The organism is Fluviicola sp. (assembly GCF_029266855.1).
In the GTDB taxonomy this organism is placed as follows: Bacteria; Bacteroidota; Bacteroidia; order Flavobacteriales_D; family Crocinitomicaceae; genus Fluviicola.
In genome coordinates this window covers 543628-569278 of the sequence record NZ_JAQSWB010000002.1, presented here as the reverse complement: position 1 = coordinate 569278, position 25651 = coordinate 543628, and the positions used below count along the sequence as shown (strand labels likewise).

The window sequence follows — 25651 nt, the reverse complement described above, 5'->3', positions numbered from 1 at the left end:
TCCCATGGACGCTTCGGTCAAGGTTTTCAACGCTCAGTCACCAGCAGTCGAAGGTACCTTTAAACAAAAAAGTCCCGTCAACCGAAGCAGACGAGACTTTTCCAAATTCGGTATTTGAAATTATTTGGTGACAGGTATTGTAACGTTTAATTTGATGTTGTTCCCCACATCACCACCAGGTTTACCTACATTGTAATCAGAGCGTTCGATTGTGAACGAAGAAACGAATTTCCCTTTGCTACCTGATTTGGTAAATGTAAACGGAATCGTGACATCCTTAGTGACATCCTTCACCTGTAATTTTCCTTTTACGGAATACCCTTTCTCCGTTTTTTCAAAAGAAGAAGAAGTAAATTTGATGTTCGGATATTTCTCTGCATTAAACCACTCAGCACCCAGGGCGTGTTTGTTTTGCAGGCCATTTCCGGTATTGATCGAATTCACATCGATTGTCATTACAAACTTGGAAGCAGCAAGTTTTGCTTCATCAAAATTGATGGTAGCACTAAACGTTTTAAAGATTCCGTTAACCCCTTTAGCAGAGAATTCAACACTGTAATCTTTCGATACTTTCCAGGTTTTGACCTGTGTGAACGCAAATACTCCCCCAATCAGGAGGAGTATTGCCATAAAAAAACCTATTTTTTTCATGATTATTCTTTAACCAATTCCAAGTCAGCAGTAACTTTAACGTCGTTACCAATTCCAGGGTTTGCTGCTCCAACACCGAAATCAATTCGGTTGATAGTTCCGGTCATTTTGAAACCACTCACCTCTTTTTTGTTCATAGGATTTGTGATTGTTCCGTTGTGAACAGCAGTCATTGTGATTTCTTTCGTTACACCGTGTAATGTCAAATCACCAACTACTTTATATTCGTTTTTAGACTTTGCAACTTTTGTAAACGATTTGCTTACGAAAGTGAATTTCGGGAATTTCTCTGCGTCAAAGAAATCTGCACCTTTCAAGTGACCGTCACGCATTTCATTTGCTGTGTTGATGCTATTAACATCACCTGTTAACTCAACTTTTGCATCAGAGAAGTCTTCTTTTGTTGCAGTCATTTTTACTTCGTAGTCGTTGAAGCTACCATTCATGTCAGAGATTCCCATATGAGTAACGGTAAAACCAAGTCTTGAATGCGATGCGTCTGATGACCAAATTGCTGTTGTTGCGACTGTGAAAGATAGCGCCAAACCTGCGAAAGCTGCTGCTATAATTGTTACTGGACGTTTCATGTTTGTTTTATTTATTTGTTTGTATTTATTTGTTTACTTATTTACTAATTCTCATTATCCGCTACCACGGATATCTTTTTTCGCAAGCAGTGCTTGCTCTTGTTTGTTATTAATTAATTACGTGTTTCGTATTTCCAGAAGAATGGAACCAATGCAAAGAAACTTAAAGCCGGAAAGAAGTGCATTGGAACAGCCAGTCCGGGGAACATTTCAGGGAATTCTACATCCAAAGGAAGTTTGAATGACAGCACTCCGATAATACTTGCAAAACTTAAGATGCAATATAAAACATTTAAGATCGGAATCAAAAGCGGTCTTTTCAATCGTGCAGCGATCACATAGCCCGTTCCCATAAGTAAACAGCCGATAATACAAGCTCCGAACATTCCGGTTGCGTTCAATACCGAATTAAAATCGATATAAAATGCCTCGCTGTAAACCTGGTTGTATAACATGCTCACACCTCCGGCTACTATCCCGCTGGTTAGTCCCAGCAATAATCCTTTCTTTAAATTCATGTCTTATTTCAAAAATACAAACCTAGGTAAATAATTCCATTGTTTTCATTTCAATTTCTTTTTTATACTAGTATCCTTTTGGAAACCGATTGAATTTAGGGCACTTAAGACTTACCGGAAGTGTATTTTTAATGATTAATTAACATTTAAGTCCTGTTTAAAACAATTCCAGCTGCTCACCAAAATTCATTCCCTCCAGCTGCAAAAGCTTTTGTTTTGCTTTTAATCCACCGGCATAGCCTGTCAGACTCCCATCACTTCCGATAACACGGTGACAGGGAACAATGATTGAAAGCGCATTTGCACCATTTGCCGTAGCCACAGCACGAATTGCTTTTTCGTCTCCCAGGGAACGGGATAATTCCATATAACTGGTGGTTGTACCGTAAGGAATAGTAATCAGTTTTTCCCAAACAGATTTTTGAAAGTCACTTCCGACAAAGCGCAAAGGCAGCTCGAAGCTTTTGCGATCCCCGGCAAAATATTCATTGAGCTGGAATTTTACTTCATTCAAAAAATCGGTTTCTTCCAGCTTAAATTCAGCTTGTAATCCATTTTGGATCCGCATATCAACCTGATCACGCATTTTGCGGTATTTCCAATCACATAAACATAACTGACCAGAGAATTCTCCAAGGACCAGTTCTCCAAATGGCGATTGAACATATTGTAAGTAGATCATGCGTTTTAATTAAAAATGCAAAATTAAAAATTCAAAAGAAAGTCTTGCCCGGATCTGAATTTCAAATAAAGATAGATCATAATAACAAAATGCGAGTTCCGAATTGCGAATTAATTACGATAGTATCTGATGGTAAAATACGACTGTCCTTCTCTGATGAAGTCAGAGAAGGAACAAATCGTTTAGTGGTTAGGTTAGGTTGATTAGTGATTGGTTGGTTAGGTGATTAACCCGATAGCAAATCCACCGAGTGGATCGCTATGGATTGGGGTGGTTAGGTTAGGTTGATCTTTATTCGTTTATTTGATTTGTCTTTTTTATCGTCATTTTCTCTATCTCTCTTGATTACATTACAAAGATAAGGTCACAGATCGTAGGGTATTTACGACCTATTTGTCCCCCAAAAAAAGAAATGACAATTCTTTCAAAACGCTACATTTATTAAAAAAAAGGTACTTTCGCAGAACCAAATAATCATCTAATGAAATATCTCTTTGTTATTCTACTTTGTTCTGTTTTTGATTTGACAGGCAACGCACAAACTGTCGAATTCGATATAGATACGAAAGAAAATCACTGGTACCCGGTACCTTATATTTACAATGATGGTTCATTTGATCTGGATTTTTCTAAAGACGCTATTTATTCCTATACCTCAGAGGGAAAACTCAAAGAAGGACCTTTTAAACTAGACTCAGAAAAAAAAATAGACTATAAAGCCAGGATTCTGTATACAGACAATACCCTGATTGATCCTAAGACAGACACCCGTTATGTATTATTTCCGGAATATTATGGGCTATCAAACAAAGAAGATCAGCGAATCTCGGGATGCGGAAGCATCATGGTAGAAAAACTGGGAACAAAAGGAGCAGAAATTACACATGCTTTGTTTGAGGATCCTGATTGTGATAACTTCAAAAAAGGCGCTTATTTCCTGGGTAGAATTGACAGCTATATTACAGCGGATGGTGATCCCGTATTTCTCGTTTCTATGCAGACGACCAGCAAATCTTTTACCAGTCCTGGCAAACCGGAAAAGGGAATCAAGGAGAATTGTGTCAAACGCATCACCCTGCACCGGGAAACGAACCGAGCCGAAGTATCTGTTCACTTGCTGAATAAAGTGCCTGTTTCGAAAGAGGATGACACTAAAGCGTTTTTTATCGGCAGCATTGATGGTAAACAGTACTTTGCTTATAATTATACAACACCCAAAACACAGTTGGTAAATATTGATATATGGTCAGTTGATGAGGCGACTTCGGTTGAATCAAAAGAATATTCTTTCCAGGTTGAACCTCCTAAAGGATCTTCACCAAGCGCAGGTAGAATGGAGGTTGTTTCTGATCCGGAAAAGTCCGGGATTGCTTATTATTATGCCCTTGATCTGTGGGAAGGAAACAAGCGCTCAGCTCATTATAAGCTATTAGAAATTCATCCGGGATCCGAGTTTAAGTTGACTGACCTGGTTATTCCATACGACATTATGACCTATGGAATTTCTCCTCCCAAATTAAATTATTATGAAGCAGAGGAAGCAACACATTTTTTCATGGTAACACCATCCGGAATGTTCACTGTCAGTTACCGGGAAAATGAAGATGTGGAAATGCATCTTGAACGGGTCAATCTGGCCACTGTATCAAGTGCAGCATTGTTTTTCGACAAACGTGCGGCCAAGCTTAAAGAGCAATACCTGAAGCCAATCTATGAAAATCCCGGGGCGATGTGTAAAGATTGCAAGATTTTAAAACGTGGTGAGTATCGTTTAACTGAACACAACCAGGCAACATTTGTTGTGATCGAGGAGCTGGTGACCTGCGCTAGTTGCGAAGCACAACATATGCGTGTTCGCGTTTTTTCGGAAAAACTGAAATAGGATCTGCAAATACTTCTGAAATCCGAAAACTGTAAATTCCTCATGAAAAACGCGTTTGTTTTCTAAATTTACGGTGCATGAAACAAGAAAAAATATCAGCACAGCGCCTAAAAGCTATTATTGGTGGCTCGATCGGAAACCTGGTGGAATGGTATGACTGGTATGCTTACTCTGCTTTTTCGCTTTATTTTTCAGGAGCTTTTTTCCCGGACTCAAATGCTACGGCACAATTGCTTAATACTGCAGGAATCTTTGCAGTAGGTTTTTTAATGCGTCCCATCGGGGGCTGGATGTTCGGGGGAATTGCTGACCGGCTGGGAAGAAAGCAAGCCATGACACTTTCCGTATTGCTTATGTCGTTCGGATCCTTATTGATTGCATTAACGCCTTCGTATCAAACCATCGGCGTGTTGGCTCCCATTCTTCTCCTGCTCGCACGATTACTGCAAGGATTGAGTGTTGGCGGTGAGTACGGCGTTTCTGCAACTTATTTAAGTGAAATGGCCACTGAAAATCGACGGGGTTTTTATTCCAGTTTTCAGTACGTTACGCTGGTTGGAGGCCAACTGATTGCTTTGGGAATTCAGCTCATCCTGCAAAAACTCATCCTCAGCGAAGAACAACTCCACAGCTGGGGCTGGCGGATCCCCTTCGTTATCGGGGCTATGCTCGCCATTATTGCCTTATATCTTCGCAGAAACCTGCATGAAACGGAGGCATTTGAAGCTCTCAAAAGAACGAAGAGGAAAGGTACGATCAAAGAATTGCTGAAACACCCAAAAGCTATCCTAACAGTAGTAGGCCTGACACTCGGCGGAACACTTGCCTTTTACACTTACACCAACTACATGCAAAAGTTCCTGGTAAACACAGTTGGTTTGAGCAAAGACCTCTCTACCCTGCTTTCATTTATCAGCCTGCTGATCTTTGTCATTCTACAGCCAATTTTCGGTGCTTTATCGGATAAGATAGGTAGAAAACCCCTCTTGATTAGTTTCGGAGTTCTGGGAACAATTTTCACAGTTCCTTTGTTAACGGCACTCAGCAATACACAATCCGTTTGGGTCTCATTCTTCCTGCTGATGGCAGGATTGATCATTGTGAGCGGATACACCAGTATCAATGCTGTAGTAAAAGCAGAATTATTTCCGGCAGAAGTTCGTGCACTGGGAGTTGGATTACCTTATGCCCTGACTGTAGCATTATTTGGTGGAACAGCAGAGTACCTTGCTTTGTGGTTCAAAAACTCGGGGCACAAATCTTATTTTTACTGGTACATTACCGGATGTATTGCATTATCGCTGTTTGTCTATGTCTTTATGAAAGACACCAAAAAGACTTCCCGGATCAATCACGACCTAAAACCGGAAAAAACAGATTTGGATTAATTCAAATCCTAATTATTCTCCAGGATATACCAATTCAGTGAGGTCGCGATCACCAGCCAAATGAGATAAGGCAGAATCAGGATCGATTTCCATTTCAAATCCGACCAATAACGGAATAACAGTCCAGCAATTAAAAGTGTTAATGCACTAATAATTATTAAACCTGCCAACACTTCATGAGAATAAAAGAATACCGGATTCCAGGTCACATTCAAAATCCATTGGAGAATAAATAAAGTCATTAAAACGCCTACCCTTTTCACTCCTTTGGTAGCTAAAGCCATATAAACCGCGAAACAGATCATGATCGTTGTCCAGGCAGCTCCAAACACCCAGCCAGGTGGAGTCCACGGTGCTTTATTCAGTGAAAGATACCATTCCGAAGAGGCACCGGATTGCGTGAAAAGTCCACCGATTACCAGTGCAGCAAAATTGACGATTAAAAACAGTAGAATCCGATACCCCATGAGCTTCAATCAGGCTTTTGCGAAGTTGCAAAAACATTTATTCAAGTTACAAAAAAAGGAACGCTGTAATCCGTAAACTCTTTAAAGAATTGTTAAAGCCAAGAGGTTTTTAGCTTCCAAATGGCATATTTCCGTTATTATTGCGCACGATATTACACAGACACACACATCATGATTAAACAATTCACTCTTGGTCTTACACTTTTATTCGGACAAAACCTACTTGCTCAAACTTCCCCGGAACTCAATTCAGCAGAGATTCTGCTTGGAATTAAGAAACTCAATACCGTTGGTTCGGTTCTATATGTAGCTGCCCACCCGGATGATGAAAACACCCGGCTGCTGGGATACCTGGCAAAAGAGAAAAATTTCAGAACCGGTTATTTATCACTTACCCGCGGTGATGGCGGACAAAATCTCATTGGAAAAGAACAGGGAGAAGCTTTGGGCCTGATCCGAACACAAGAATTACTCGCGGCCCGCAGAACAGATGGAGCTGAACAGTTCTTTACCCGTGCAAACGATTTCGGGTTTTCTAAAAATCCGGAAGAAACGTTCACAATATGGAATAAAGACAGTATACTGGCTGACGTCGTTTTAACCATACGCAGATTTAAGCCCGACGTGATCATTTGTCGTTTCCCTACAACCGGAGAAGGTGGTCATGGACATCATACTGCCTCAGCAATTCTGGCAATGGAAGCATTTGACCTGGCCGCAGATCCCACAAAATTTCCCGAACAGCTAAAAGAAGTGGAAGTCTGGCAGACTAAGCGCATATTCTGGAACACTTTTAATTTCGGCGGAAACAATACAACTTCAGAAGATCAACTCAAATTAAATGTCGGAACGTACAACCCTTTACTGGGAATGAATTACGGTGAAGTTGCAGCGAATAGCCGCTCCATGCATAAAAGTCAGGGATTCGGTTCTGCGAAACAGCGCGGAGAAAGCATCGAATACTTTAAGTTTTTAAAAGGAGAAGTTGCTTCAACAGACATTTTCGAAGGAGTCGATGCTTCATGGAAAAGGCTTTCAACGGCCGGGAATATCGATGAACTGATCTCCAAATGCATTTCAACTTTCAATCCGCAGCACCCGGAACAATCATTACCTGCGCTGGAAAGTATCTATGCCAAACTGCAACAATTGGATGATAAAGATCCGAGTACCCGCTATTGGAAGAAGGTGAAACTGGCAGCTTGCCAGGAATTGATCCTGCAATGCGCCGGATTGTGGATGGAAGCCTATGTAAACGATTATAGCGCCGTTCCCGGAAATGAGATCAGTATTTCAGCCCAGATCATTGCCCGGAATCCCGGTAATGTAAAACTGAAATCAATCTCATTTATTGATCAGACAAACAAAGAAACAAACCTGCAATTAAGCACTAACAAGCTGGAAATCATTGATCAAAAAGAAATACTACCGAAAACAACAGCTTACTCGGCACCATATTGGCTTGTTGAGCCGCATACAGTTGGAATGTATACAGTAGAAGATCCGGCCTTAATCGGCGTACCTGAAAACCGGGCTTCAAAAAGTGTGATCTATCACCTTGCTATCGATGGAATTGATTTCCAGATAGCGCGCGGATTGGTTTTCAAATCAACTGATCCCGTGAAAGGTGAAGTTTATCGTCCATTCGAAATTTTACCTCCCGTAACGATCAATATTTCGGACCAGGTGCTTGTTTTCAGCGCACTTACTCCAAAAGAAATTTCGTTTGTAGTGAAAGCAAATGCGCCAAAGGTAAAAGGAAACGTACAAGTCGCTGTTCCCACCGGCTGGAAGATTGAGATTAAAAACCCGGAGATCAACCTGGAGAAAAAAGGCGACGAACAAATTGTAAAAGCGATACTGACTCCGGATAAAAACGGTAAAGACGGTCAATTGCGAGCCTCTGTTTCTGTTGACGGGAACGTTTATTCAAAAAGCATAACACGTATCGAATACGATCATATTCCCTACCAATTTATTTTAAGCGATGCGGAAGCAAAGATTGTATTCTTAGATCTAAAGAAAACCAAAAACAAGATCGCTTATATTCCGGGAGCGGGAGATAATGTTCCTGCCTGCCTGACCCAAATCGGTTACGACGTTACTTTCTTAACAGATGAACTATTAGCCAAAGAAGACCTGAGTGTTTACTCAAGCATTGTAACCGGGATTCGCGCCTACAACACCAATGACCGTCTGCCTGTTTACCATGAAAAATTAATGGCTTATGTTCACCAGGGAGGAAACCTGATCGTACAGTATAATACCAACAACCGCATCGCTCCGATGGAAACGAAGATAGGACCCTATCCTTTCACCATTTCCAGAGATCGTGTAACGGATGATAACGCAAAAGTTGAATTTATAAATCCGAAGCACCCGGTATTAAACACTCCGAATGTGATTACCGAAAGAGATTTCGACGGCTGGATCCAGGAACGGGGAATTTATTTTGCTACCGAATTGGATTCACACTATGAAACCGTATTTTCCATGCAGGATCCGAACGAAAAACCAAGTAAAGGAAGCCTGATCATTGCCAAACACGGAAAGGGGAACTTTGTTTATACCGGATTAGTATTTTTCAGGGAGCTTCCTGCCGGGATTCCGGGAGCATACCGTTTGTTTGTGAATTTACTGAGTTTGCCTCAGAATAAGAACTAGCGAAAGCTAGTGATAAAATGACAAGCGTTAGTGCAGTCATCAAAGTGAATCCAAAAGAAGAAGAGAAACAGAATGCATGTATGGAAGAAAACGATCATAAAAACTGGAATTGGGCTTATGCCGGAGTGATTGGGGCATTAGTAGTTCTTATCTTATTCTTTTACTTTTTTACACAACATTTCTCATGAGTGCAGTTGACTGGATTGTCCTTGTAATTACACTTCTTGCTGTAATTGGTTATGGCTTATATAAAAGCAAAAGTGAAAAAACCCTGGACGGTTATTTCAAGAGCAGCAATTCCATGAGCTGGATCCTCATCCTGCTTTCCATCATGGGAACGCAAGCAAGTGCCATTACCTTCCTTTCAGCACCAGGGCAGGCTTATACCGACGGAATGCGTTTTGTACAATACTACTTCGGTCTGCCTTTGGCAATGGTTGTTTTATGCGTGACTTTCATTCCAATCTACCACAAATTAAAGGTTTTTACAGCCTATGAGTACCTGGAACAGCGGTTTGATCTGAAAACCCGCTCACTTGCCTCCATTTTATTCCTGGTTCAGCGTGCACTTTCCACCGGAATCAGTATTTATGCCCCTTCAATCATCCTTGCTTCCCTGCTTGGCTGGAATATTTATTATACGAATTTGGTAATGGGTGGATTTTTGATCATTTATACTGTAACAGGAGGAACAAAAGCCGTCACATACACCCAAATGCAGCAATTGATCGTGGTATTTATCGGAATGTTCCTTGCAGGATACATGGTTGTTCACATGCTCCCGAAAAATGTCAGTTTCACTGATGCATTGCATGTAGCCGGTAAAATGGGGAAATTAAATGTCATTGAAACAAAGATCGACGTAACGGATTCCGAATGGTGGAAAGACAAGTACAACATTTGGAGCGGACTAATCGGCGGATTCTTCCTTGCACTCTCCTATTTCGGAACAGATCAGTCACAAGTAGGACGTTATCTCACAGCAAAAAACACCAAAGAGAGTCGGACAGGCTTACTAATGAACGGACTGGTAAAAGTACCGATGCAATTCCTCATTCTATTGGTAGGAAGTTTGGTTTTCGTGTTTTACATGTTCTTTCAATCCCCTATTTTCTTTAACCAGAAAGAAGTTGATAAAGTCTTAACTTCAGAATACAGGGAAGAATTCCGGACACTTCAGATCCAGAACGACTCGTTAAATGCTATTCGTCAGACACAAACGACCCGCCTGGCAAATGCCCTCCATTCGGAAGACCAACCAAAGATCAAAACCCTGCAGGCTGATTTACTACAAATAGAAACTCAAACAAAAGCCGTTCGCGAAGATGCACTGGCTGTTATGAAGAAAGCCGACAGCACGGCAGATACAAACGATACGAATTACATTTTTTTATATTTTGTCGTAGAAAACCTTCCGAAAGGGCTGATCGGTCTGTTAATCGCCATGATCTTCCTGGCCGCTTGGGGAAGTATTGCCGCAGCATTGAATTCATTAGCCTCCACAACGGTGATTGATCTTTATAAGCGCATGTGGGTGAAAGACAAAAGTGAATTGCACTATTATAAGGCATCCCGCTGGTTTACATTCGGCTGGGGAATCTTTGCCATTGCAACCGCCATGTTTGCCAGTAAACTGGGAAGTTTAATTGAAGCTGTAAACGTATTGGGATCTTTATTTTACGGAACCATCCTGGGAATTTTCCTGGTAGCATTCTATTTAAAACGGATTGGAGGAAAGGCTGTTTTCTGGGGAGCAATCATCACCGAAATAATCGTTATCGGGATTTATGTGGCTGATGTCATTTCATTCCTTTGGCTAAATGTGATCGGATGTTTGCTTGTATTGATCATTGCGGGGATTATTCAATTGTTTGTGAAGAAAAAAGGTACTTCGACTCCACTCAGCTCAATGACCTCGTGAGTAACTAAAAACTATGTGATCTATGTCCCTATGCGGTAAAATATATAACCACAATAGCGCACAACGCTTACGCAGAAGCTACAGCAATAGAAAACAAAAAAAGCCTTTCCACCGAAGTAGAAAGGCTTTCATTTTAAATGATAAATATTACTTGTTATCAGCCAATAATTTTTCACCTAAAGCAATGTAATCATCGTTCTTAGCATCTTTAGCCAAGGCAATGGATTTTTCCGCACTTGCTTTTCCGGCAGCTTTGTCGCCCAGTTTGTATTCGATACGAGCTTTCAGGTTAAACATGTAAAATGCTGTCGGGTTTTCTTCCGTTGCTTTCGTGACCCAAGTCAGCGCTTGTTTCAAATCCTTGTTATTATCGAAATAATATGTTGCGGATCTGAAATAATCCGGTTTATCCGACTTCATAGATTCATCGATACTTTGCATAACTCTTGCATCAATATCAGTTGTCATTTTGATCGGCACAACCGTGTTTTCCCAAAGCAAAGTCAGAGTTGCAGCTGTTGGAGCAACATCGCCGAAATTAATCATCAAAGATTCCATTTTCATCGGGATCTTCATTGTCTTCACTTTAAAGCGCAAAACTTCATTTTCCGTTTTGTATTCCGCTACGTTTCCGTTCAGGGTAAGATCTTTATACAACATGATTTCCCAAGTGTCCTTGTTCGGGATTGTGTATAAACCATAAGTTCCTGCTTTCACTGCATTCCCTTCCAATTTCACATCGTCTGTAAACGTGATTTTTGTAGTAGCATTTGCCCCAGTTCTCCAGATCTTTCCGTAAGGAACTACTTCTCCGAAAATTGTACGGCCTTTTACTGCGGGACGGGAGTATTCAACTGTTACTTCTCCAAGACCGAATTTTTGTGTAACTGTTTGTAAAGGGCTTGGTGCCGGCATGTTGACCTTTTGAGCAACTGAACTGAAAGAAGCCATTCCTAACGCAAGGAATAAGATTGCTTTGTTTGTAATTTTTATTTTCATACTAATGTAAATTTTAAGCCCGATCATTCCCGGGAATTTGCACCTAAAAGTAGTGCTAATTTTTTGTTGAGAGTATGAATTAACATATTGCGAGAAATGTTTTATTCAAACAAATGAACGGCTGTAAACACCGGACAATCAAACAACTACATTTTTAGTAGCGCAAAATTTTTGGCATGAATTTATTGTTAAACTTTGCTAATTAAAATAAAAAAAGTTTACATTAGTTACCCACGGAGCAACTCGAAAATCCGTATAAAAGAGTAGAGACAACTTCTAATCATTATTCACGATGAAAAAAAATCTTTTTTTTGTTCTATCATTAATTGTGTGTTCGCAGGAAGCGTCTGCACAAGCAACTATTGCAAGCAATGCAATCACCTCGAGTCATTACCTCGGATCAAGCACGAATGTTGATGTTGCCTTCAAAGCAAACGGACTTCCGTACATGATGCTAAAAACAAATGGGTTCTTAGGAATCGGTACTCTAACCCCGGATGCAAAATTGCATTTACACAACGGAATTCTACGTCTTACCGGGCCAAATCCTGCAGGAGGACCACAAATGATCCTTGGAGGTACGCCGGGCGGAACAGCGCCACATGGAGAATGGGGTATCGAATATACCACAGCAGTTCCGGGAAGAGAGGGACTAAACTTTTGGAAACCATTCCTTGCATCCGGAGGTTCCGGAAACTATTTTATGTTCCTGGCAAACACCGGAAAAGTCGGGATTAATACTGACAATCCGACAGCACAGCTTACTGTAAACGGAAACATGCTGATTGGAGACCCTTCGGTTGTTTGTATTCCAAATGCTAACTACAAATTGTTCGTACAAACAGGAATCCTGACGGAAAAAGTACGAGTTGCAGTTAATTGTTCCGCACAATGGGCAGATTATGTATTTGCTTCCGATTACAAACTCATGCCTTTGCCTGAATTAGAAAAGTATGTTACCGAAAACAAACATCTACCTAACATCCCTTCAGCTGAAGAAGTTGTAAAAGAAGGAATGGACGTGACTGTATGCACAACAGGGAATTCCTGAATGTGACATTCCATTTAGCGAACTGAAAGAACAGAAGGACGCGTATTTTGAAATACTACGTCAACAAATAGGTAATGCAGCCATGAACGAAGAAGGAAGTGAATACTCCGAGTATCAGAAATGGCTCCTATATTGGGAACCGCGTATTGCTCCCAACGGAACAACCCGGGATTACAATAACAGGCTGGCTGCGCAAAAGAAAGGTGTACCGATTTCCAAAGCCATGGGGAATATGGATGCATGGATGGAACTGGGACCTTATAATAAACCGAATTATGGATTAAATTCCATTGGTGGCGGAGATTTGGGTATCGGGGTTATCCGTGGAATAACTGTCCATAAAACAAACAGCAACAAACTCCTGTGCTGGTCTGCTGCGAGCGGATTGTTTTTCTCCTCGAACAAAGCTCAAAACTGGTCAAATACAGGATCAGATCTATGGCCACGGTCGGGTTGTAAATGGGCCGATTTTGCACCGGATAATGAAACCACCTGGTATGCCTGTTCGGCTCCCGGAGGATCTTATTACGATTCGGATAATGCAATCGGTAAAAATTGCGCACTTTACAGAACCACCAACTCCGGGGTAAACTGGTACAACATTGCGGATTATTTGGATCTGGACCCTGTTAATCCTGCTAATGGAGAAACAGCAGTTTTGCAGAAAATCCTGATCGATCCGAATGCACCGAATGTTGGTTATCTTGCAACTTCCATCGGACTTTACGTCAGTACGAATATCAACAACCTTGCACCAGGTACAATTACATGGGCTAAAGTGCTCAACGGTTCAATTTATGATATGGAGTTCCGCACAAACGGAGGATCTAACCTGTATGTAAGTTATTTAAACGGTTCAGTTTGGGATATCGCATACACAACCAACCTGGGAAGTTCCTGGACAAGTGTTCCGAATCAACCTGCTTACACCTCGGTTAACCACGTAAGTTTAGCAGTTTCAGACAATGCCCCGAATACACTCTATGTAATTCAGCGTATTCCCGGAGACCCTTACTTAACTAGTAGTACGGCCGCCACTCTATACAGCTATGATCTTTCTACTTTTGCAGTGCCTACCCTATTGTCATCGTTCAACAATCATGTAGGGGCCGGATATGGATTCGCCGTATCAAACTTCAATGCCAACATCATGTATCTTGCAAGAAGTACACGTTTCTATAAATCGATTAATGGCGGTGTAACCTGGACAGTCGTTTCTTCCAGCGCCCCTACCCGCTATCACGATGATGTAGAATACTTTATCACACCGCGTGCAACATGTGCAGCCTGCAGTAACGAAGTTTATGTAACAACCCATGGAGGTGTGAACTTTTCATCCGACCAGGTTGCATCCTTATCTACGAGAAGTAATGGCTTAGGTGTTGCCAAAGTCACCGGAGCATCCAATGCAGCTTTGAACCCGGAAAAAATCATCATGGGCTTAGACCATGACGGATCTGTTCTGAGTAGTGGAGTTTATTCAGGTAGCTGGATTCCCAGTTGGGAGACAGTCTTTGGAGGTGACGGAATGAAGCCTTTGATTGATTATTCCAATTCCAATTACGTGTGGGCGGCACATCAGGTGAGTAAACCCGCTGTTTCTTCAACCGGAGGGGTAGCAGGTTCATATACTTATACCGCATTTCCCAACAGTAATGACTTTGGTGTGACTTATGCTCAAAACAAAACTTATCCGAATATCCTCTATTGCAAGGCAGCAACAAATATCAGTTCATCGTTATTGTATGAAGATTTGTTCCGTTCCGATAACCGTGGATATCCCTTAAGTCTGATCGAGCAAATTTCAGATTTCAAAACAAGTCCTGGCCCGGTCATTTCGAACCAGTATTTTATTTGGGGGATCAATCCTGCTCCAAGTAATCCCAACTATTGTTATGTTTCTTTAGGGAACAATGTAACTTGGGACGGTAAAATATACCGGAGTACAAATATACTGGATCCTTCTGCCTCGAATGTTAAAAACGGTTGGATTGAATTAAATGACTATAGTAATTCCGGTCTCAAAGCGGTCGACAATAACAATCCGAACATTGTTTACCTGGTACGCGGAGGTGACGTCTGGGCTAACCTGGAAGTAGTCCGGGCAGATTATACCAATCCTACTTCCCCGGTCTTCAATAATATTGCAGGAATCCCGGGTTCAGGAGGGTTACCTAACATCCGTGTTCTGCATATTGTTTTGGAGAAAGGAAGTAACGGTGGAATCTACGCAGCAACGGATGCAGGAATCTATTATGCCAATAACTCTACAATCAGTTTGACAACACCATCCAGTTGCTTTTGGACAAAATTGGGAGTCAATCTGCCAAACATTCCTATTGCAGGAATGGAAATCAATTACCAGGTCAATAAACTGAGGGTTTCTACCATTGGGCGTGGAGTTTGGGAGCACGATCTGTTTTGTCCGGCAAATACGTCGTTCAACTTTACAGCTGCTCAAAACACCAATGCATTTTATGAGGTTCTGAACCAGATAACATCAACTTCAGTTGTAGGTTCCACTTCTAAAATCACATACCGCGGCGGAACTTACATAGACCTCAATCCGGGTTTTATTTCGACAACCAACTCTTCCAATTACTTCGAGGCGTTTATTCACCCTTGCAGTTATCCCGGAAATAGCCCTGGCTTGAAGATGCAAACCGGAGATCAAGAGGAATATACTGAGGAAAGTAAACCGTGGGGACTGGAAAATGCTTCGGAGATTACTGTTTACCCGAATCCGAATAACGGAAAATTCAAGGTTTCAATTAACGTAGATGAAGAATATACCGTTGATATTTATTCGCTTATGGGACAAAAGGTACTGTCTTTACCCAAAGCAAAAGTCCGCGAGAAAGAAATTGATCTGACAGGATACCAGAAAGGTATTTACCTCATCGAATTTAAAAGCGACAAGGATTTCAAATCGGTTAAAGTTATTTACGAATAATTAAACTCAAGCTTATGAGAGCCTTATCTACCTCGATAGATAAGGCTTTTTTTGTGAAGATAATCGCCTAAAGATTTGAGTAATTATATTGCATCAATAAAAAAACAATAATTCCACCAACTATTTATCAGGGAAACACGTTCCTATATGTGTAGGATTTTCAATAAAGGCTTATTCTAAAAATTTAGCCGAACAAATTGAAGATAATTTACATTTAATCAACAACGGAGCACCTCGAAAATCCGCATCAGAGTAGAGACTAATTCTAATCATTATTCACAATGAAAAAAAATCTTTTTTTTGTTCTATCATTCATTGTGTGTTCGCAGGAAGCGTTCGCACAAGCCACCGTTGCAACAAATGCAATTACAACAACCAATGAATTTTTAGGTTCAACGAGCGCTTTTGATGTCCTTTTTAAGGCAGCAGGAAGCGAGTACATGCGTTTGAAAACAACAGGTTTCCTGGGAATAGGTACCACAACCCCAGCGGACAAGCTCCATGTACATGATGGGATTCTCCGTATAACGGGAACAAATTCAGCAGGAGGACCAATGATGCTTCTTGGAGGTACTCCTTCCGTTGCGCCGCATGGAGAATGGGGAATCGAATACACTACATCTATTCCTGGTAGAGAAGGTTTAAACTTTTGGAAGCCATCCATGGCATCCGGAGGTTTCGGAAACTACTTTCTGTTCCTCTCAAATAATGGAAGGGTGGGTATCAATACTGACAACCCGACAGCACAACTTACCGTAAACGGAAATATGCTGATCGGTGATCCTTCTACTGTTTGCATTCCGAATGGAAACTACAAGTTGTTTGTACAAACAGGGATTTTGACAGAAAAAGTACGTGTCGCAATTAATTGTTCCGCACAATGGGCTGATTATGTATTTGCTCCTGAGTATAAGCTGATGTCCTTACCGGAATTAGAAAAGTATGTTACAGAAAACAAACACCTGCCGAATATCCCTTCTGCTGAAGAAGTTGTAAAAGAAGGCATGGACGTAGGTCAAATGACCGCAAAACTACTGGAAAAAGTGGAGGAAATGTCATTGTACATCATTGAACAAAACAAGAAAGACTGTATGCACAACAGGGAATTCCTGAATGTGACATTCCATTTAGCGAACTGAAAGAACAGAAGGACGCGTATTTTGAAATACTACGTCAACAAATAGGCGATGAAGCCATGAATGCGGAAGGAAGTGAATACACCCAATACCGGAAATGGCTCAAATATTGGGAACCACGTATTGCTCCGAACGGGACAACCCGTGAGTACAATAACAGTTTAGCAGTTGCCTCAAAAAAAGGAACTCCCACATCGAAATCATTGGGGAATATGGATTCCTGGATGGAATTGGGGCCCTACAACAAACCAAATTCAGGGTTAACTTCCATTGGTGGTGGAGATTTGGGTGTTGGTGTTATTCGTGGAATCGTTATCCACAAATCGAATAGCAACAAACTCATGTGCTGGTCTTCAGTCAGTGGTTTATTTTACTCTTCCAACAAAGGACAAAACTGGTCGAATGCAGGATCAGACTTATGGCCGCGGTCGGGTTGTAAATGGGCCGAATTTGCCCCGGATAATGAAACTACCTGGTATGCTTGTTCTGCTCCCGGAGGATCTTTGTACGACTCTGATAATGCAATTGGTAAAAATTGCGGGCTTTACAGGACAATCGACGCGGGAGCTACCTGGCACATTATTGCAGATTACGTGGATTTGGATCCTGTTAATCCAGCCAACGGCGAACCTGCAGTCCTGCAAAAAATCCTGATCGATCCGAATGCACCGAATGTAGGTTATCTTGCGACATCCATTGGTCTTTATGTAAGTACCAACATCAACAGTATGAGTATGGTAACCTGGTCAAAAGTATTGAACGGATCCATTTACGATATGGAATTCCGCACAGACGGAGGCTCTCATTTGTATGTTAGTTATAAAAATGGATCAACCTGGAATATTGCTTATACGACTAACCTCGGGAGTTCCTGGACGAGTGTTCCGAATCAACCCGCTTACACAGCGGTTACTCTTGTAAGTTTGGCTGTTTCAGATAATGCACCGAATAGTTTATATGTCATCCAGCGCAACTCATCTGCTGCTTTATATCAATATGATCTTACAAGCTTTGGGGTTCCTACCTTGTTATCATCGTTTGCTAATCATGTCGGTGAAGGATATGCATTTGCGGTTTCAAATTTCAATGCCAGCGTTATGTATGCAGCCCAAGGGATTTATTTTTACAAATCTACTAACGGTGGTGTAAGTTGGACCTGGGTTTCAACCGGCAGTCCTACTCCCTACCATGTAGATGTGGAATACTTCATCACCCCGCGTTCCACTTGTGGCACTTGTAGCAATGAAGTATATGTAACAACTCATGGAGGTGTCAATTATTCATCTGATCAGGTGGCGACTTTGTCTACCCGAAGCAATGGTTTAGGTGTTGCAAAAGTCACCGGATCTTCTAATGACGCTTTGAATCCGGAAAAAATTATCATGGGACTAGATCATGACGGATCGGTTTTAAGTAGTGGAGTTTATTCCGGAAGTTGGATCCCGGCCTGGGAAACAGTTTTTGGCGGTGATGGTATGAAACCATTAATCGATTATTCCAACTCCAATTACGTGTGGGCAGCACATCAACAAAGTGTACCCGCTGTTTCTTCAACGGGAGGCCTAGCAGGTTCGTATACGTATACTGCATTTCCTCCCAGCAACGACTTTGGTGTAACTTACGCTCAGAATAAGGCCTATCCGAATATCCTTTACTGTAAAGCTGCAACAAATGTATCAGGTTTATTATATGAGGATTTGTATCGCTCTGACAACAGGGGATATTCTTCGAGTTTGATCGAGCAAATTTCAGATTTCAAAACGTTTCCATCACCCGTTATTTCGAACCAGTATTTCATCTGGGGAATTCTACCAGCACCAAGCAATGCAAGTTATTGCTATGTATCTCAGGGGAACAATATGACCTATGATGGCAAACTATACCGGAGTACGAACATGCTTGACCCTTCTGCCACGAACGTTAAGAACAGTTGGAAGGAGTTGGATGATTATAACAACTCCAGTCTCCAAGCTATAGATAATAACAATCCGAACATTGTGTGTTTGACTCGCGGAGGAGTGTGGCCACCTCTTGAAGTGATCAGAGCCGATTACACGAATCCAAATTCTCCTGTATTTAATAATATTGCGGGGATTCCCGGTTCAGGGGGATTACCAAACATTCGTGTTTTGCAGGTTGTGTTTGAAAAAGGAAGTAATGGCGGAGTTTACGTAGCAACCGATGCAGGAATCTACTATGCAGACAAGTCTACCATTAGTTTAACAAATCCTGCAAACTGTTATTGGACAAAGTTGGGTGTCAACCTGCCAAACATTCCTGTCTCGGGGTTAGAAATCAACTACAAAATAAATAAATTGCGTGTTTCCACCATCGGGCGCGGAATCTGGGAGCACGATCTGTTTTGTCCGGGAAATACGGCGTTTGAATTTACAGCTGCTCAAAACACCAATGCATTTTACGAGGTGATCAATCAAATTATTTCCACATCCAAAGTTGGTCCCACTTCCAAGATTACGTATCGTGCAGGAACATACATTGATCTTAATCCTGGTTTTGCATCCACAACCAACTCTTCCAATTACTTCGAGGCGTTTATTCACCCTTGCAGTTATCCCGGAAATAGCCCGGGTTTGAAGATGCAAAATGGAAAACAAGAAGAATCTACTGAGGAAATTAAGCCGTGGGGACTGGAAAATGCTTCGGAGATTACCGTTTACCCCAATCCGAATAACGGAAAATTCAAGGTTTCAATTAACGTAGATGAGGAATATACCATTGATGTTTATTCGCTTATGGGACAAAAGGTACTGTCTTTACCCAAAGCAAAAGTCCGCGAGAAAGAAATCGATCTGACAGGATACCAGAAAGGTATTTACCTGATCGAATTTAAGAGCGACAAGGATTTCAAATCGGTTAAAGTTATTTACGAATAACTAAAGCTAAACTTAAGAAAGCCGGCCTGCATTAGCGGAGCCGGTTTCTTTTATTTCCCGGTTTCTTATCAAATCGATTACAATACCCAAGAAAATAAAAAAGCATCCGCTGTATGGGAAAGTTTCACTAATATAAAATCCTATCATTGAATCCGAGGGGTCCATTTCTGGAGTATTGAGCAACCAAATATAGAATCCGATCGGGTGCACTACAAACTGAAGGATAATGAAAAATATAATCAATGATTTAGTTTCAAGCTTCTTTTTCTCCTGCCTCTGTTTAATCAGCTTTTTGAAATACCAAGCACATAAAACTAAAAGGAGAGTTAATTCCAATGATAGAATTAATTTAAATTTATTTGGGTAATTACTTTCTCCAAAAATCAATCCTGAGATAAATTCCAATGGTACCGCTGTTGGTAATAGAGTTAAAAACGGTAATAAAACTGTAAATGAGACTAGTCCGCATATTACCGTCGTTATCAATCCTATTAAAGTTGCTGTATATCTTGCAGTTTTCATCTTATTCGCCTAAATCCAAGCATTCGACACGAATATACGTAACTAAATAACACAGTGAAATTCAAAATCCAACAAGTATCAGAGATTCTCCAGGTTATTATTTCTTTTCTGTTTCATTTGTTTATAGAACGAAGGGGACAGCCCGGTCACTTTCTTGAATTGGTTTGACAAATGGGCTACACTGCTGTAATTGAGCATATAGGATATTTCAGTCAAATTCAGTTCATCATATAATAAAAGCTCCTTGACACGTTCTATCTTGTTTATGATGATAAATTGCTGGATCGTAATCCCTTTCACTTCGGAAAACACATTGGAAAGGTAAGTATAATCATAGTTAAGCTTTTCACTGATGTAGTCCGAGTAATTGACTTTGGGCATTTCGTCCGAATAATGGATCATTTCGACAATCACTCCTTTAATTTGCTCGATCAAAATGCTTTTTTTGTCTTCCAGGAGTTCCAGGCCATAGCCAAGCAAGTTCACCTTCAGGTTCTCCCGATCTTCATCGGAAATCTCTTCAGTGATCTGCACCACTCCCAAATCAACCACAACAGTGTGCAAACCAAGCTTAAGCAATTCTTCTTTTACGACCATTTTGCAACGCTGGCTAACCATATATTTGATATATAATTTCAAATCTTGAAGGTTTTTTTTATAACAGTCAATAAAATATTTAATGGGAACTCTTCAGATCCCTGCTTGCTAGTCTTCGTAACCGCTTTTGATCGTCGTACTAATCATCTTGAATTGCTCATGGGCATTTAATTTATGTCTGGCGTGCGCCGGAATAATAATACCCTGTCCTAATTTCAATGTAAATAATTTCTTATCTATAACGAGTTCTGCAGTTCCATCGATTATTTGTACATACGTATCGAAGGGGGAGTGTTTTTCTTCTAATTCTTCTCCGGCGTCCAATGACGAAACGGTAATATTTCCCGTAGTCTTTTTTATAATTGTTTTACTCAGAATAGCGTTGGGCACGTATTGGATAATTTCGACGACAATGTGAGATTTAGCTTTTTCTATTTCCGAATCATTGTAATCTGCTTGGCTCTTCATAGGGATTTAATCTTTAGTATAAGTATGTGTTATATTGTTTTTTACTCGGATTCATTTCCCATCCGAATCTCGTGGCGTTTTTCCTTCATCTTTTTGAAATAGAATGGGGTCAAACCTGTAATCGTTTTGAATACTCGTGTTAACTGCGCTCCGTTTTTGTAATGAAGCAGTACCGCTATTTCCTTTACCTTCAGGTCTTCATACAGAAGCATTTCTTTCATACGTTCGACCTGCTGGATTGCGATATATTGAGGTAAATTGATCCCATGTACTTCGGAAAATAAATTCGTAATTTCTAAATAATCGAATTCTAATTTTTTAATCAAGTATGCAGGGTAGTCCTGCCGGGGAATTTCCTGGTTCTTGGAAAGCAGCTCAGTAGTTAATCCTGAAATGCGATCCAACAAATCACTATTGATGTCATCCAAAACCTCAAATCCTAGGTTTAGAATGCGTTTCTTAAACTGGTCTTTTTGTGCTTTGGACAGCTTTTCCTGGAACTCCACCATGCCCTGATTTATTTTAGGCATAACAACTCCCAGTTTTTTCAGTTCAATTCCAACCAAGTTTTTGCAGCGGATGCTGACCATGTATTTTATATAAATTTTCAAAACCGGTTGTTTTTGAATGTTTGTGAAGATACGATAATTAATCACCGGACCTAATCTTTTAACAGTGTTCCGCATTGATTTGGAATAAATTACTATTTTCCGGTGAATTTCAATTCAAAAACAAGGGTCATCCGGCAAAACTTACCAAATGACCCATGTCCGTTAATTTATATTTAGTTCACCTCGGTCAGGATGATTTAAGATTAGCAGTAACAGCATCAATTCCATCACTTGCTTTATCCTTTAAATCGTTTGCTTTATCCTTTATCTCATTTGCTTTTTCTTCAATATGATCACTTGCCTGATCTTTGAAATTACTTGCTTTGTCTTTGAAATCGTTTGCTTTATCCTTTAGTTTATTTGTCAGGTCTTTCGCATCGTCCATTAATTTAGCCCGTGTTTTTTTACCCTTTTCGGGTGCCAGTAAAATTCCAGCTGCCAAACCTACTGCTGCGCCTGCAACCAAAGAACCTACGATTCTTGAAGTATTTCCGGATTTTCCGTCATTCTTCATTTTGTCTTCTCCTGTTTTCATATTTATTGATTTTTTGATGATAAACTTAAAAATACGCCCTGCCAATTTTAAACCCTGATCCATAACTCATCATTTTTTCTACTGTGAATATTAGATCTTAAAGCCAACCGTCAATTGTACAAACTGATTTCTGTAACGCGGTGTGCTTGAAGTTCCGTCACCTTTATTATTTTGAAGGTCCCAACAAGCTCTCCCCGAAACAACCACATGATAAATGTTAATATCAAATCCGGTTGAAATCCCTAAGATATTCTTGCGGATATTGTCATTTTCGAATTCTTCTTCCTGTGCCGCACTATTGCTTCCATATCTATAGACGTTTCTTTCACTTACCCGGAAAGAGAACTGGGGGCCGGCCAAAATAGTTAAGAACGCAATTGGCTTGATTTGAAACTGCAAAGGAATATCGATCCAATTTGTAGTTTTCTCATATGAATATGTTGTTCCAAGTAGTATTCCTGAAGCTTGGAATCCTTTCTGAGAAAAAATAATCTCCGGCTGAACTCCCATATATCTCCCGATTGGAATACTTGCGAAAACACCGCCCGCAAATCCCAACTTAGCGTCTGCTTCGAACTCTTCTCCTTCGGAATCCCAAACGTTTGATAAATTCGCGCCGACTCTTGCTCCCACAGTGAATTTATCACGGCGGTCATATTTCTCTGATTCCTGTGCAATAACTGTAACTCCAAATCCGATTAAGGTCAATAATATTAAACCTGTTTTTTTCATTTTAAATGATTAAATGTGAAAGTATTTCCACTGAACAAAGGTGCAGTCATTTCCACTCAATATCATTACATACTAAAAGCGAAAGATTACATCAATCACTGGTTTTTATCATTTTTTAGTAATTATATGAACCAGGAATCCTTATGAGATTCAAGTTCATATTTTTCAAGAAGTTCCAGTAAATGGTTCTTATATCCTCTAAGATCTCTAAGCCTGATTTTCGGATCATTTAAATTGTGAGAAAACTCTGGCATATCATTCAAATACTTTGAAAGTTCGGGGTGTCTGGTTCCGATTTTGGATATTCGATCCTTCATTTTCATTGTTTCTAGCTGATGGATCCGGTGATTTCTGTCTTTATTGCTTAGCAAAGACTGTACCCGAAGAAAAAACGCATAAAAGGCGTACAATGGCAATTTTTTGATGTGATTTTCCATGTTTTCAGTTATTAAAAAAGAGTCCGACGATGCGGACTCCTTCCACTAACCAATTCTCAGAATAACTACTCTACTTATTGATTTGAGCAATAAAGAACCTTCATCCTGTCAAATTGTTTATTTGTATTATTTTACATTGTTTTGTCCAAGATCTTTGAAAGCTTTTCCTAATTCATCCATATCGTGATTGAATTCGCTTTTAAACTCTTTCCAATTCTCCCGGTTATCACTTCTATACTGTCTCATGCGGGAATCCAATTCGTCGTTGCGTTTCTGGATTGCTTCAATTTTCGCATTTCTGTCAGCGAGTGCGTCAGCTTTTGCATCCGTTCTTTCTTCTTTTAATTCTGCGATCCTCAACTTATTATTTCTCAAGTCCGTTTCCATTGACGTCCGGTAACTAGCCACTTCTTTAGCGTATTGCCTGTTTGCCTCATCCAGATTCAATTTTGCATCTTCTACCTCTTCAGCTGCTTTATCCACATCGTCTGCTTTGGTTGCAGAACAACCCGCAAGAATGAGGATCAAAAGAGGTAAAATCAGATAAGACAATTTGTGTTTTTTCATGGTTATAAGATTAAAATGTGAATGTGTTTTCACTCATGTAAAGGTGGTCTGTTGATGAACAGGGAGCGTTACACAAGTAATTTCGATTATTACATATATCTCACAATTTCAATAAGTAAAACCTTCAACTTTTTGAATCTTTTCACGAAGACCTTTAGTTTGGACTTCAGAAAAAACTATAATAAAAAAAACGCAATCCTCTTCACTCGATTGCGTTTCCCTAGAAAGAACTCAGATAACTATTAGTCGAATTGATAGTAATCTGTTTGCGCTCTAACTAAACCAATATTTATACCTGACATTTGTTAATGATGTTAATCACCTCATCACGCTTTTTATTCAATTTTGTTTCAACGCGTTGAAGTAATTCATTTTCCTTACCTGGTTCAAATTTCAAATCCGAATCTGTTAATTGACTGAATTTCTCTTTTAATTGAACAGATTGTTTTGTCCAATCACCTGAAATTTTAAATGACTCTGTTTTGTTATCCGTTTGAGAATTTGTGTTTTTTTCTGCTGACATGACTTTTATTTTAAGAATGAATACTCTTTGTTGTTGCCAAAGGTGACCCTTAACTATCTACGAAACCTTACAGAATAAAATCCGATTGTTACACAAATCTCACCTCCCCGTAACACGGTGTTTTTCGAAATTTCTTGACTTCATCTTTACCCGACTAATTATTCTCGTTTAGGACAAAAATCCAGCTGCTCACCTTATCTCTTCTACCACTCGCCGATTATCTGTTTCCATTAAGAAATCCCACTGTTACTTTTGAACCGCAAACAAATGTTAAATCTTAAGTTTTTTTGGTTCGGTATTTTCAGAACTAAAAAAACCAATTAACTTTGCAGGAACCAAAAATCCTGAAGAAGAACCAGGATCTTAAAGAAAGAAATATGACAAACGTTCAATTGACCCAGGAGCAAAGAGAACTCATCGAAAGGATGGGAGTCTTTTATGAGCAGCATGGGATTCCCCCAATGGAAGGTCGTATTATGTCTTTACTGATTGTTTGCGACGAACCGGAATTAACTTTTGACCAGATCCGTGAGTTGCTTGGGATCAGCAAAAGTACAACCAGTTCGGCTCTGAACACTTTGCTCCTCACTCAACGGGTAATTTACAAAACACGTCCCGGGGATCGCAAGCGTTATTTCGCCAGCAATATCGTGGAATGGCAGGAAAGTTTTACGGACAGCTTCCAGAAATTTTTTGGAGTCATCAAAATTATGAAAGAAGCACTGGATCAGCGTACTTCAAAAACCCCGGAGTTCAACCGGCAAATGGCTGAATTCATTGAATTCATAGAATACCTAAGCATCGAATTCCCAAGGCTTTACCAGGAATGGTGCAATCGTAACACACAAAATAACAAAAACAATTAG

At 40.3% G+C, this 25651-nt stretch carries 24 protein-coding genes; 10 read left to right on the top strand and 14 right to left on the bottom strand.

Going from position 1 to position 25651, the window contains the following annotated elements; genetic code table 11:
- Positions 1 to 120 precede the first annotated feature (120 nt).
- The 4 genes from K0S23_RS07890 to K0S23_RS07875 all read right to left on the bottom strand — a co-directional run bounded on the left by K0S23_RS07890 (position 121) and on the right by K0S23_RS07875 (position 2438).
- Complete coding sequence (locus K0S23_RS07890; protein ID WP_300355907.1) at positions 121 to 630, bottom strand: YceI family protein; 510 nt, start codon at positions 628 to 630, stop codon at positions 121 to 123.
- A 23-nt stretch (positions 631 to 653) separates the two neighbouring features.
- A complete protein-coding gene (locus K0S23_RS07885; RefSeq protein ID WP_300355905.1) occupies positions 654 to 1238 on the bottom strand; it encodes a YceI family protein in 585 nt (194 codons plus the stop codon).
- 113 nt (positions 1239 to 1351) lie between these two features.
- The gene (locus tag K0S23_RS07880) at positions 1352 to 1756 is read right to left on the bottom strand and encodes a hypothetical protein (RefSeq protein ID WP_300355903.1); all 405 of its coding nucleotides are present in this window, start codon (positions 1754 to 1756) and stop codon (positions 1352 to 1354) included.
- 157 nt (positions 1757 to 1913) lie between these two features.
- Positions 1914 to 2438 carry a methylated-DNA--[protein]-cysteine S-methyltransferase gene (locus tag K0S23_RS07875; protein ID WP_300355901.1) on the bottom strand — a complete coding sequence of 175 codons (525 nt, stop codon included), beginning with the start codon at positions 2436 to 2438 and terminating at the stop codon, positions 1914 to 1916.
- A 481-nt stretch (positions 2439 to 2919) separates the two neighbouring features.
- On the opposite strand from K0S23_RS07875, the gene K0S23_RS07870 reads away from it, so the two are divergent.
- Together K0S23_RS07870 and K0S23_RS07865 are read left to right on the top strand one after the other, a co-directional pair.
- A complete protein-coding gene (locus K0S23_RS07870; protein ID WP_300355899.1) occupies positions 2920 to 4320 on the top strand; it encodes a hypothetical protein in 1401 nt (466 codons plus the stop codon).
- A gap of 77 nt (positions 4321 to 4397) precedes the next feature.
- Positions 4398 to 5708, top strand: coding sequence for an MFS transporter (locus tag K0S23_RS07865; RefSeq protein WP_300355897.1), 1311 nt, complete (start codon positions 4398 to 4400; stop codon positions 5706 to 5708).
- 8 nt (positions 5709 to 5716) lie between these two features.
- Here the strand turns inward: K0S23_RS07865 and K0S23_RS07860 are convergent, their stop codons facing one another.
- Entirely contained in the window at positions 5717 to 6175 is a 459-nt protein-coding gene (locus K0S23_RS07860) for a TspO/MBR family protein (protein WP_300355895.1), read from the bottom strand.
- 171 nt (positions 6176 to 6346) lie between these two features.
- Between K0S23_RS07860 and K0S23_RS07855 the strand changes: the two genes are divergently transcribed.
- From K0S23_RS07855 to K0S23_RS07845, 3 genes are read left to right on the top strand one after another with little or no spacing between them, the layout of a single operon-like run.
- Positions 6347 to 8839 (top strand): PIG-L family deacetylase, encoded by a 2493-nt coding sequence (locus K0S23_RS07855; protein WP_300355893.1) that lies wholly within the window; start codon positions 6347 to 6349, stop codon positions 8837 to 8839.
- Between the two features lie 17 nt (positions 8840 to 8856).
- On the top strand, positions 8857 to 9027 hold the full coding sequence (locus K0S23_RS07850) for a hypothetical protein (protein WP_300355891.1): 171 nt from the start codon (positions 8857 to 8859) through the stop codon (positions 9025 to 9027).
- The gene (locus K0S23_RS07845; protein ID WP_300355889.1) at positions 9024 to 10760 is read left to right on the top strand and encodes a sodium:solute symporter; all 1737 of its coding nucleotides are present in this window, start codon (positions 9024 to 9026) and stop codon (positions 10758 to 10760) included. The genes K0S23_RS07850 and K0S23_RS07845 overlap by 4 nt, the downstream gene beginning before the upstream one ends.
- Positions 10761 to 10907: 147 nt before the next feature.
- Here K0S23_RS07845 and K0S23_RS07840 read toward each other — a convergent pair whose 3' ends face one another.
- Positions 10908 to 11759, bottom strand: a complete 852-nt coding sequence (locus K0S23_RS07840; RefSeq protein WP_300355887.1) for a DUF2911 domain-containing protein — start codon at positions 11757 to 11759, stop codon at positions 10908 to 10910.
- A gap of 292 nt (positions 11760 to 12051) precedes the next feature.
- On the opposite strand from K0S23_RS07840, the gene K0S23_RS07835 reads away from it, so the two are divergent.
- From K0S23_RS07835 to K0S23_RS07820, 4 genes are all read left to right on the top strand, one after another.
- Positions 12052 to 12810, top strand: coding sequence for a hypothetical protein (locus K0S23_RS07835; protein WP_300355885.1), 759 nt, complete (start codon positions 12052 to 12054; stop codon positions 12808 to 12810).
- 82 nt (positions 12811 to 12892) lie between these two features.
- A complete protein-coding gene (locus tag K0S23_RS07830) occupies positions 12893 to 15763 on the top strand; it encodes a T9SS type A sorting domain-containing protein (RefSeq protein ID WP_300355883.1) in 2871 nt (956 codons plus the stop codon).
- 281 nt (positions 15764 to 16044) lie between these two features.
- Complete coding sequence (locus K0S23_RS07825) at positions 16045 to 16902, top strand: hypothetical protein (protein WP_300355881.1); 858 nt, start codon at positions 16045 to 16047, stop codon at positions 16900 to 16902.
- A gap of 56 nt (positions 16903 to 16958) precedes the next feature.
- Positions 16959 to 19793 carry a T9SS type A sorting domain-containing protein gene (locus K0S23_RS07820; protein ID WP_300355879.1) on the top strand — a complete coding sequence of 945 codons (2835 nt, stop codon included), beginning with the start codon at positions 16959 to 16961 and terminating at the stop codon, positions 19791 to 19793.
- A gap of 12 nt (positions 19794 to 19805) precedes the next feature.
- Here K0S23_RS07820 and K0S23_RS07815 read toward each other — a convergent pair whose 3' ends face one another.
- The 8 genes from K0S23_RS07815 to K0S23_RS07780 all read right to left on the bottom strand — a co-directional run bounded on the left by K0S23_RS07815 (position 19806) and on the right by K0S23_RS07780 (position 24785).
- On the bottom strand, positions 19806 to 20315 hold the full coding sequence (locus K0S23_RS07815) for a hypothetical protein (protein WP_300355877.1): 510 nt from the start codon (positions 20313 to 20315) through the stop codon (positions 19806 to 19808).
- 78 nt (positions 20316 to 20393) lie between these two features.
- On the bottom strand, positions 20394 to 20954 hold the full coding sequence (locus tag K0S23_RS07810) for an AraC family transcriptional regulator (RefSeq protein ID WP_300355875.1): 561 nt from the start codon (positions 20952 to 20954) through the stop codon (positions 20394 to 20396).
- Positions 20955 to 21020: 66 nt separating this feature from the next.
- Entirely contained in the window at positions 21021 to 21380 is a 360-nt protein-coding gene (locus tag K0S23_RS07805) for a cupin domain-containing protein (protein WP_300355873.1), read from the bottom strand.
- A 41-nt stretch (positions 21381 to 21421) separates the two neighbouring features.
- Complete coding sequence (locus tag K0S23_RS07800; protein WP_300355871.1) at positions 21422 to 21991, bottom strand: AraC family transcriptional regulator; 570 nt, start codon at positions 21989 to 21991, stop codon at positions 21422 to 21424.
- Positions 21992 to 22178: 187 nt separating this feature from the next.
- The gene (locus tag K0S23_RS07795; RefSeq protein ID WP_300355869.1) at positions 22179 to 22526 is read right to left on the bottom strand and encodes a YtxH domain-containing protein; all 348 of its coding nucleotides are present in this window, start codon (positions 22524 to 22526) and stop codon (positions 22179 to 22181) included.
- Positions 22527 to 22616: 90 nt separating this feature from the next.
- Positions 22617 to 23258, bottom strand: a complete 642-nt coding sequence (locus K0S23_RS07790) for a porin family protein (protein WP_300355867.1) — start codon at positions 23256 to 23258, stop codon at positions 22617 to 22619.
- Between the two features lie 563 nt (positions 23259 to 23821).
- The gene (locus K0S23_RS07785; RefSeq protein WP_300355866.1) at positions 23822 to 24262 is read right to left on the bottom strand and encodes a peptidase M23; all 441 of its coding nucleotides are present in this window, start codon (positions 24260 to 24262) and stop codon (positions 23822 to 23824) included.
- Positions 24263 to 24551: 289 nt separating this feature from the next.
- Entirely contained in the window at positions 24552 to 24785 is a 234-nt protein-coding gene (locus tag K0S23_RS07780) for a hypothetical protein (protein ID WP_300355865.1), read from the bottom strand.
- 326 nt (positions 24786 to 25111) lie between these two features.
- On the opposite strand from K0S23_RS07780, the gene K0S23_RS07775 reads away from it, so the two are divergent.
- The gene (locus K0S23_RS07775) at positions 25112 to 25651 is read left to right on the top strand and encodes a MarR family transcriptional regulator (RefSeq protein WP_300355864.1); all 540 of its coding nucleotides are present in this window, start codon (positions 25112 to 25114) and stop codon (positions 25649 to 25651) included.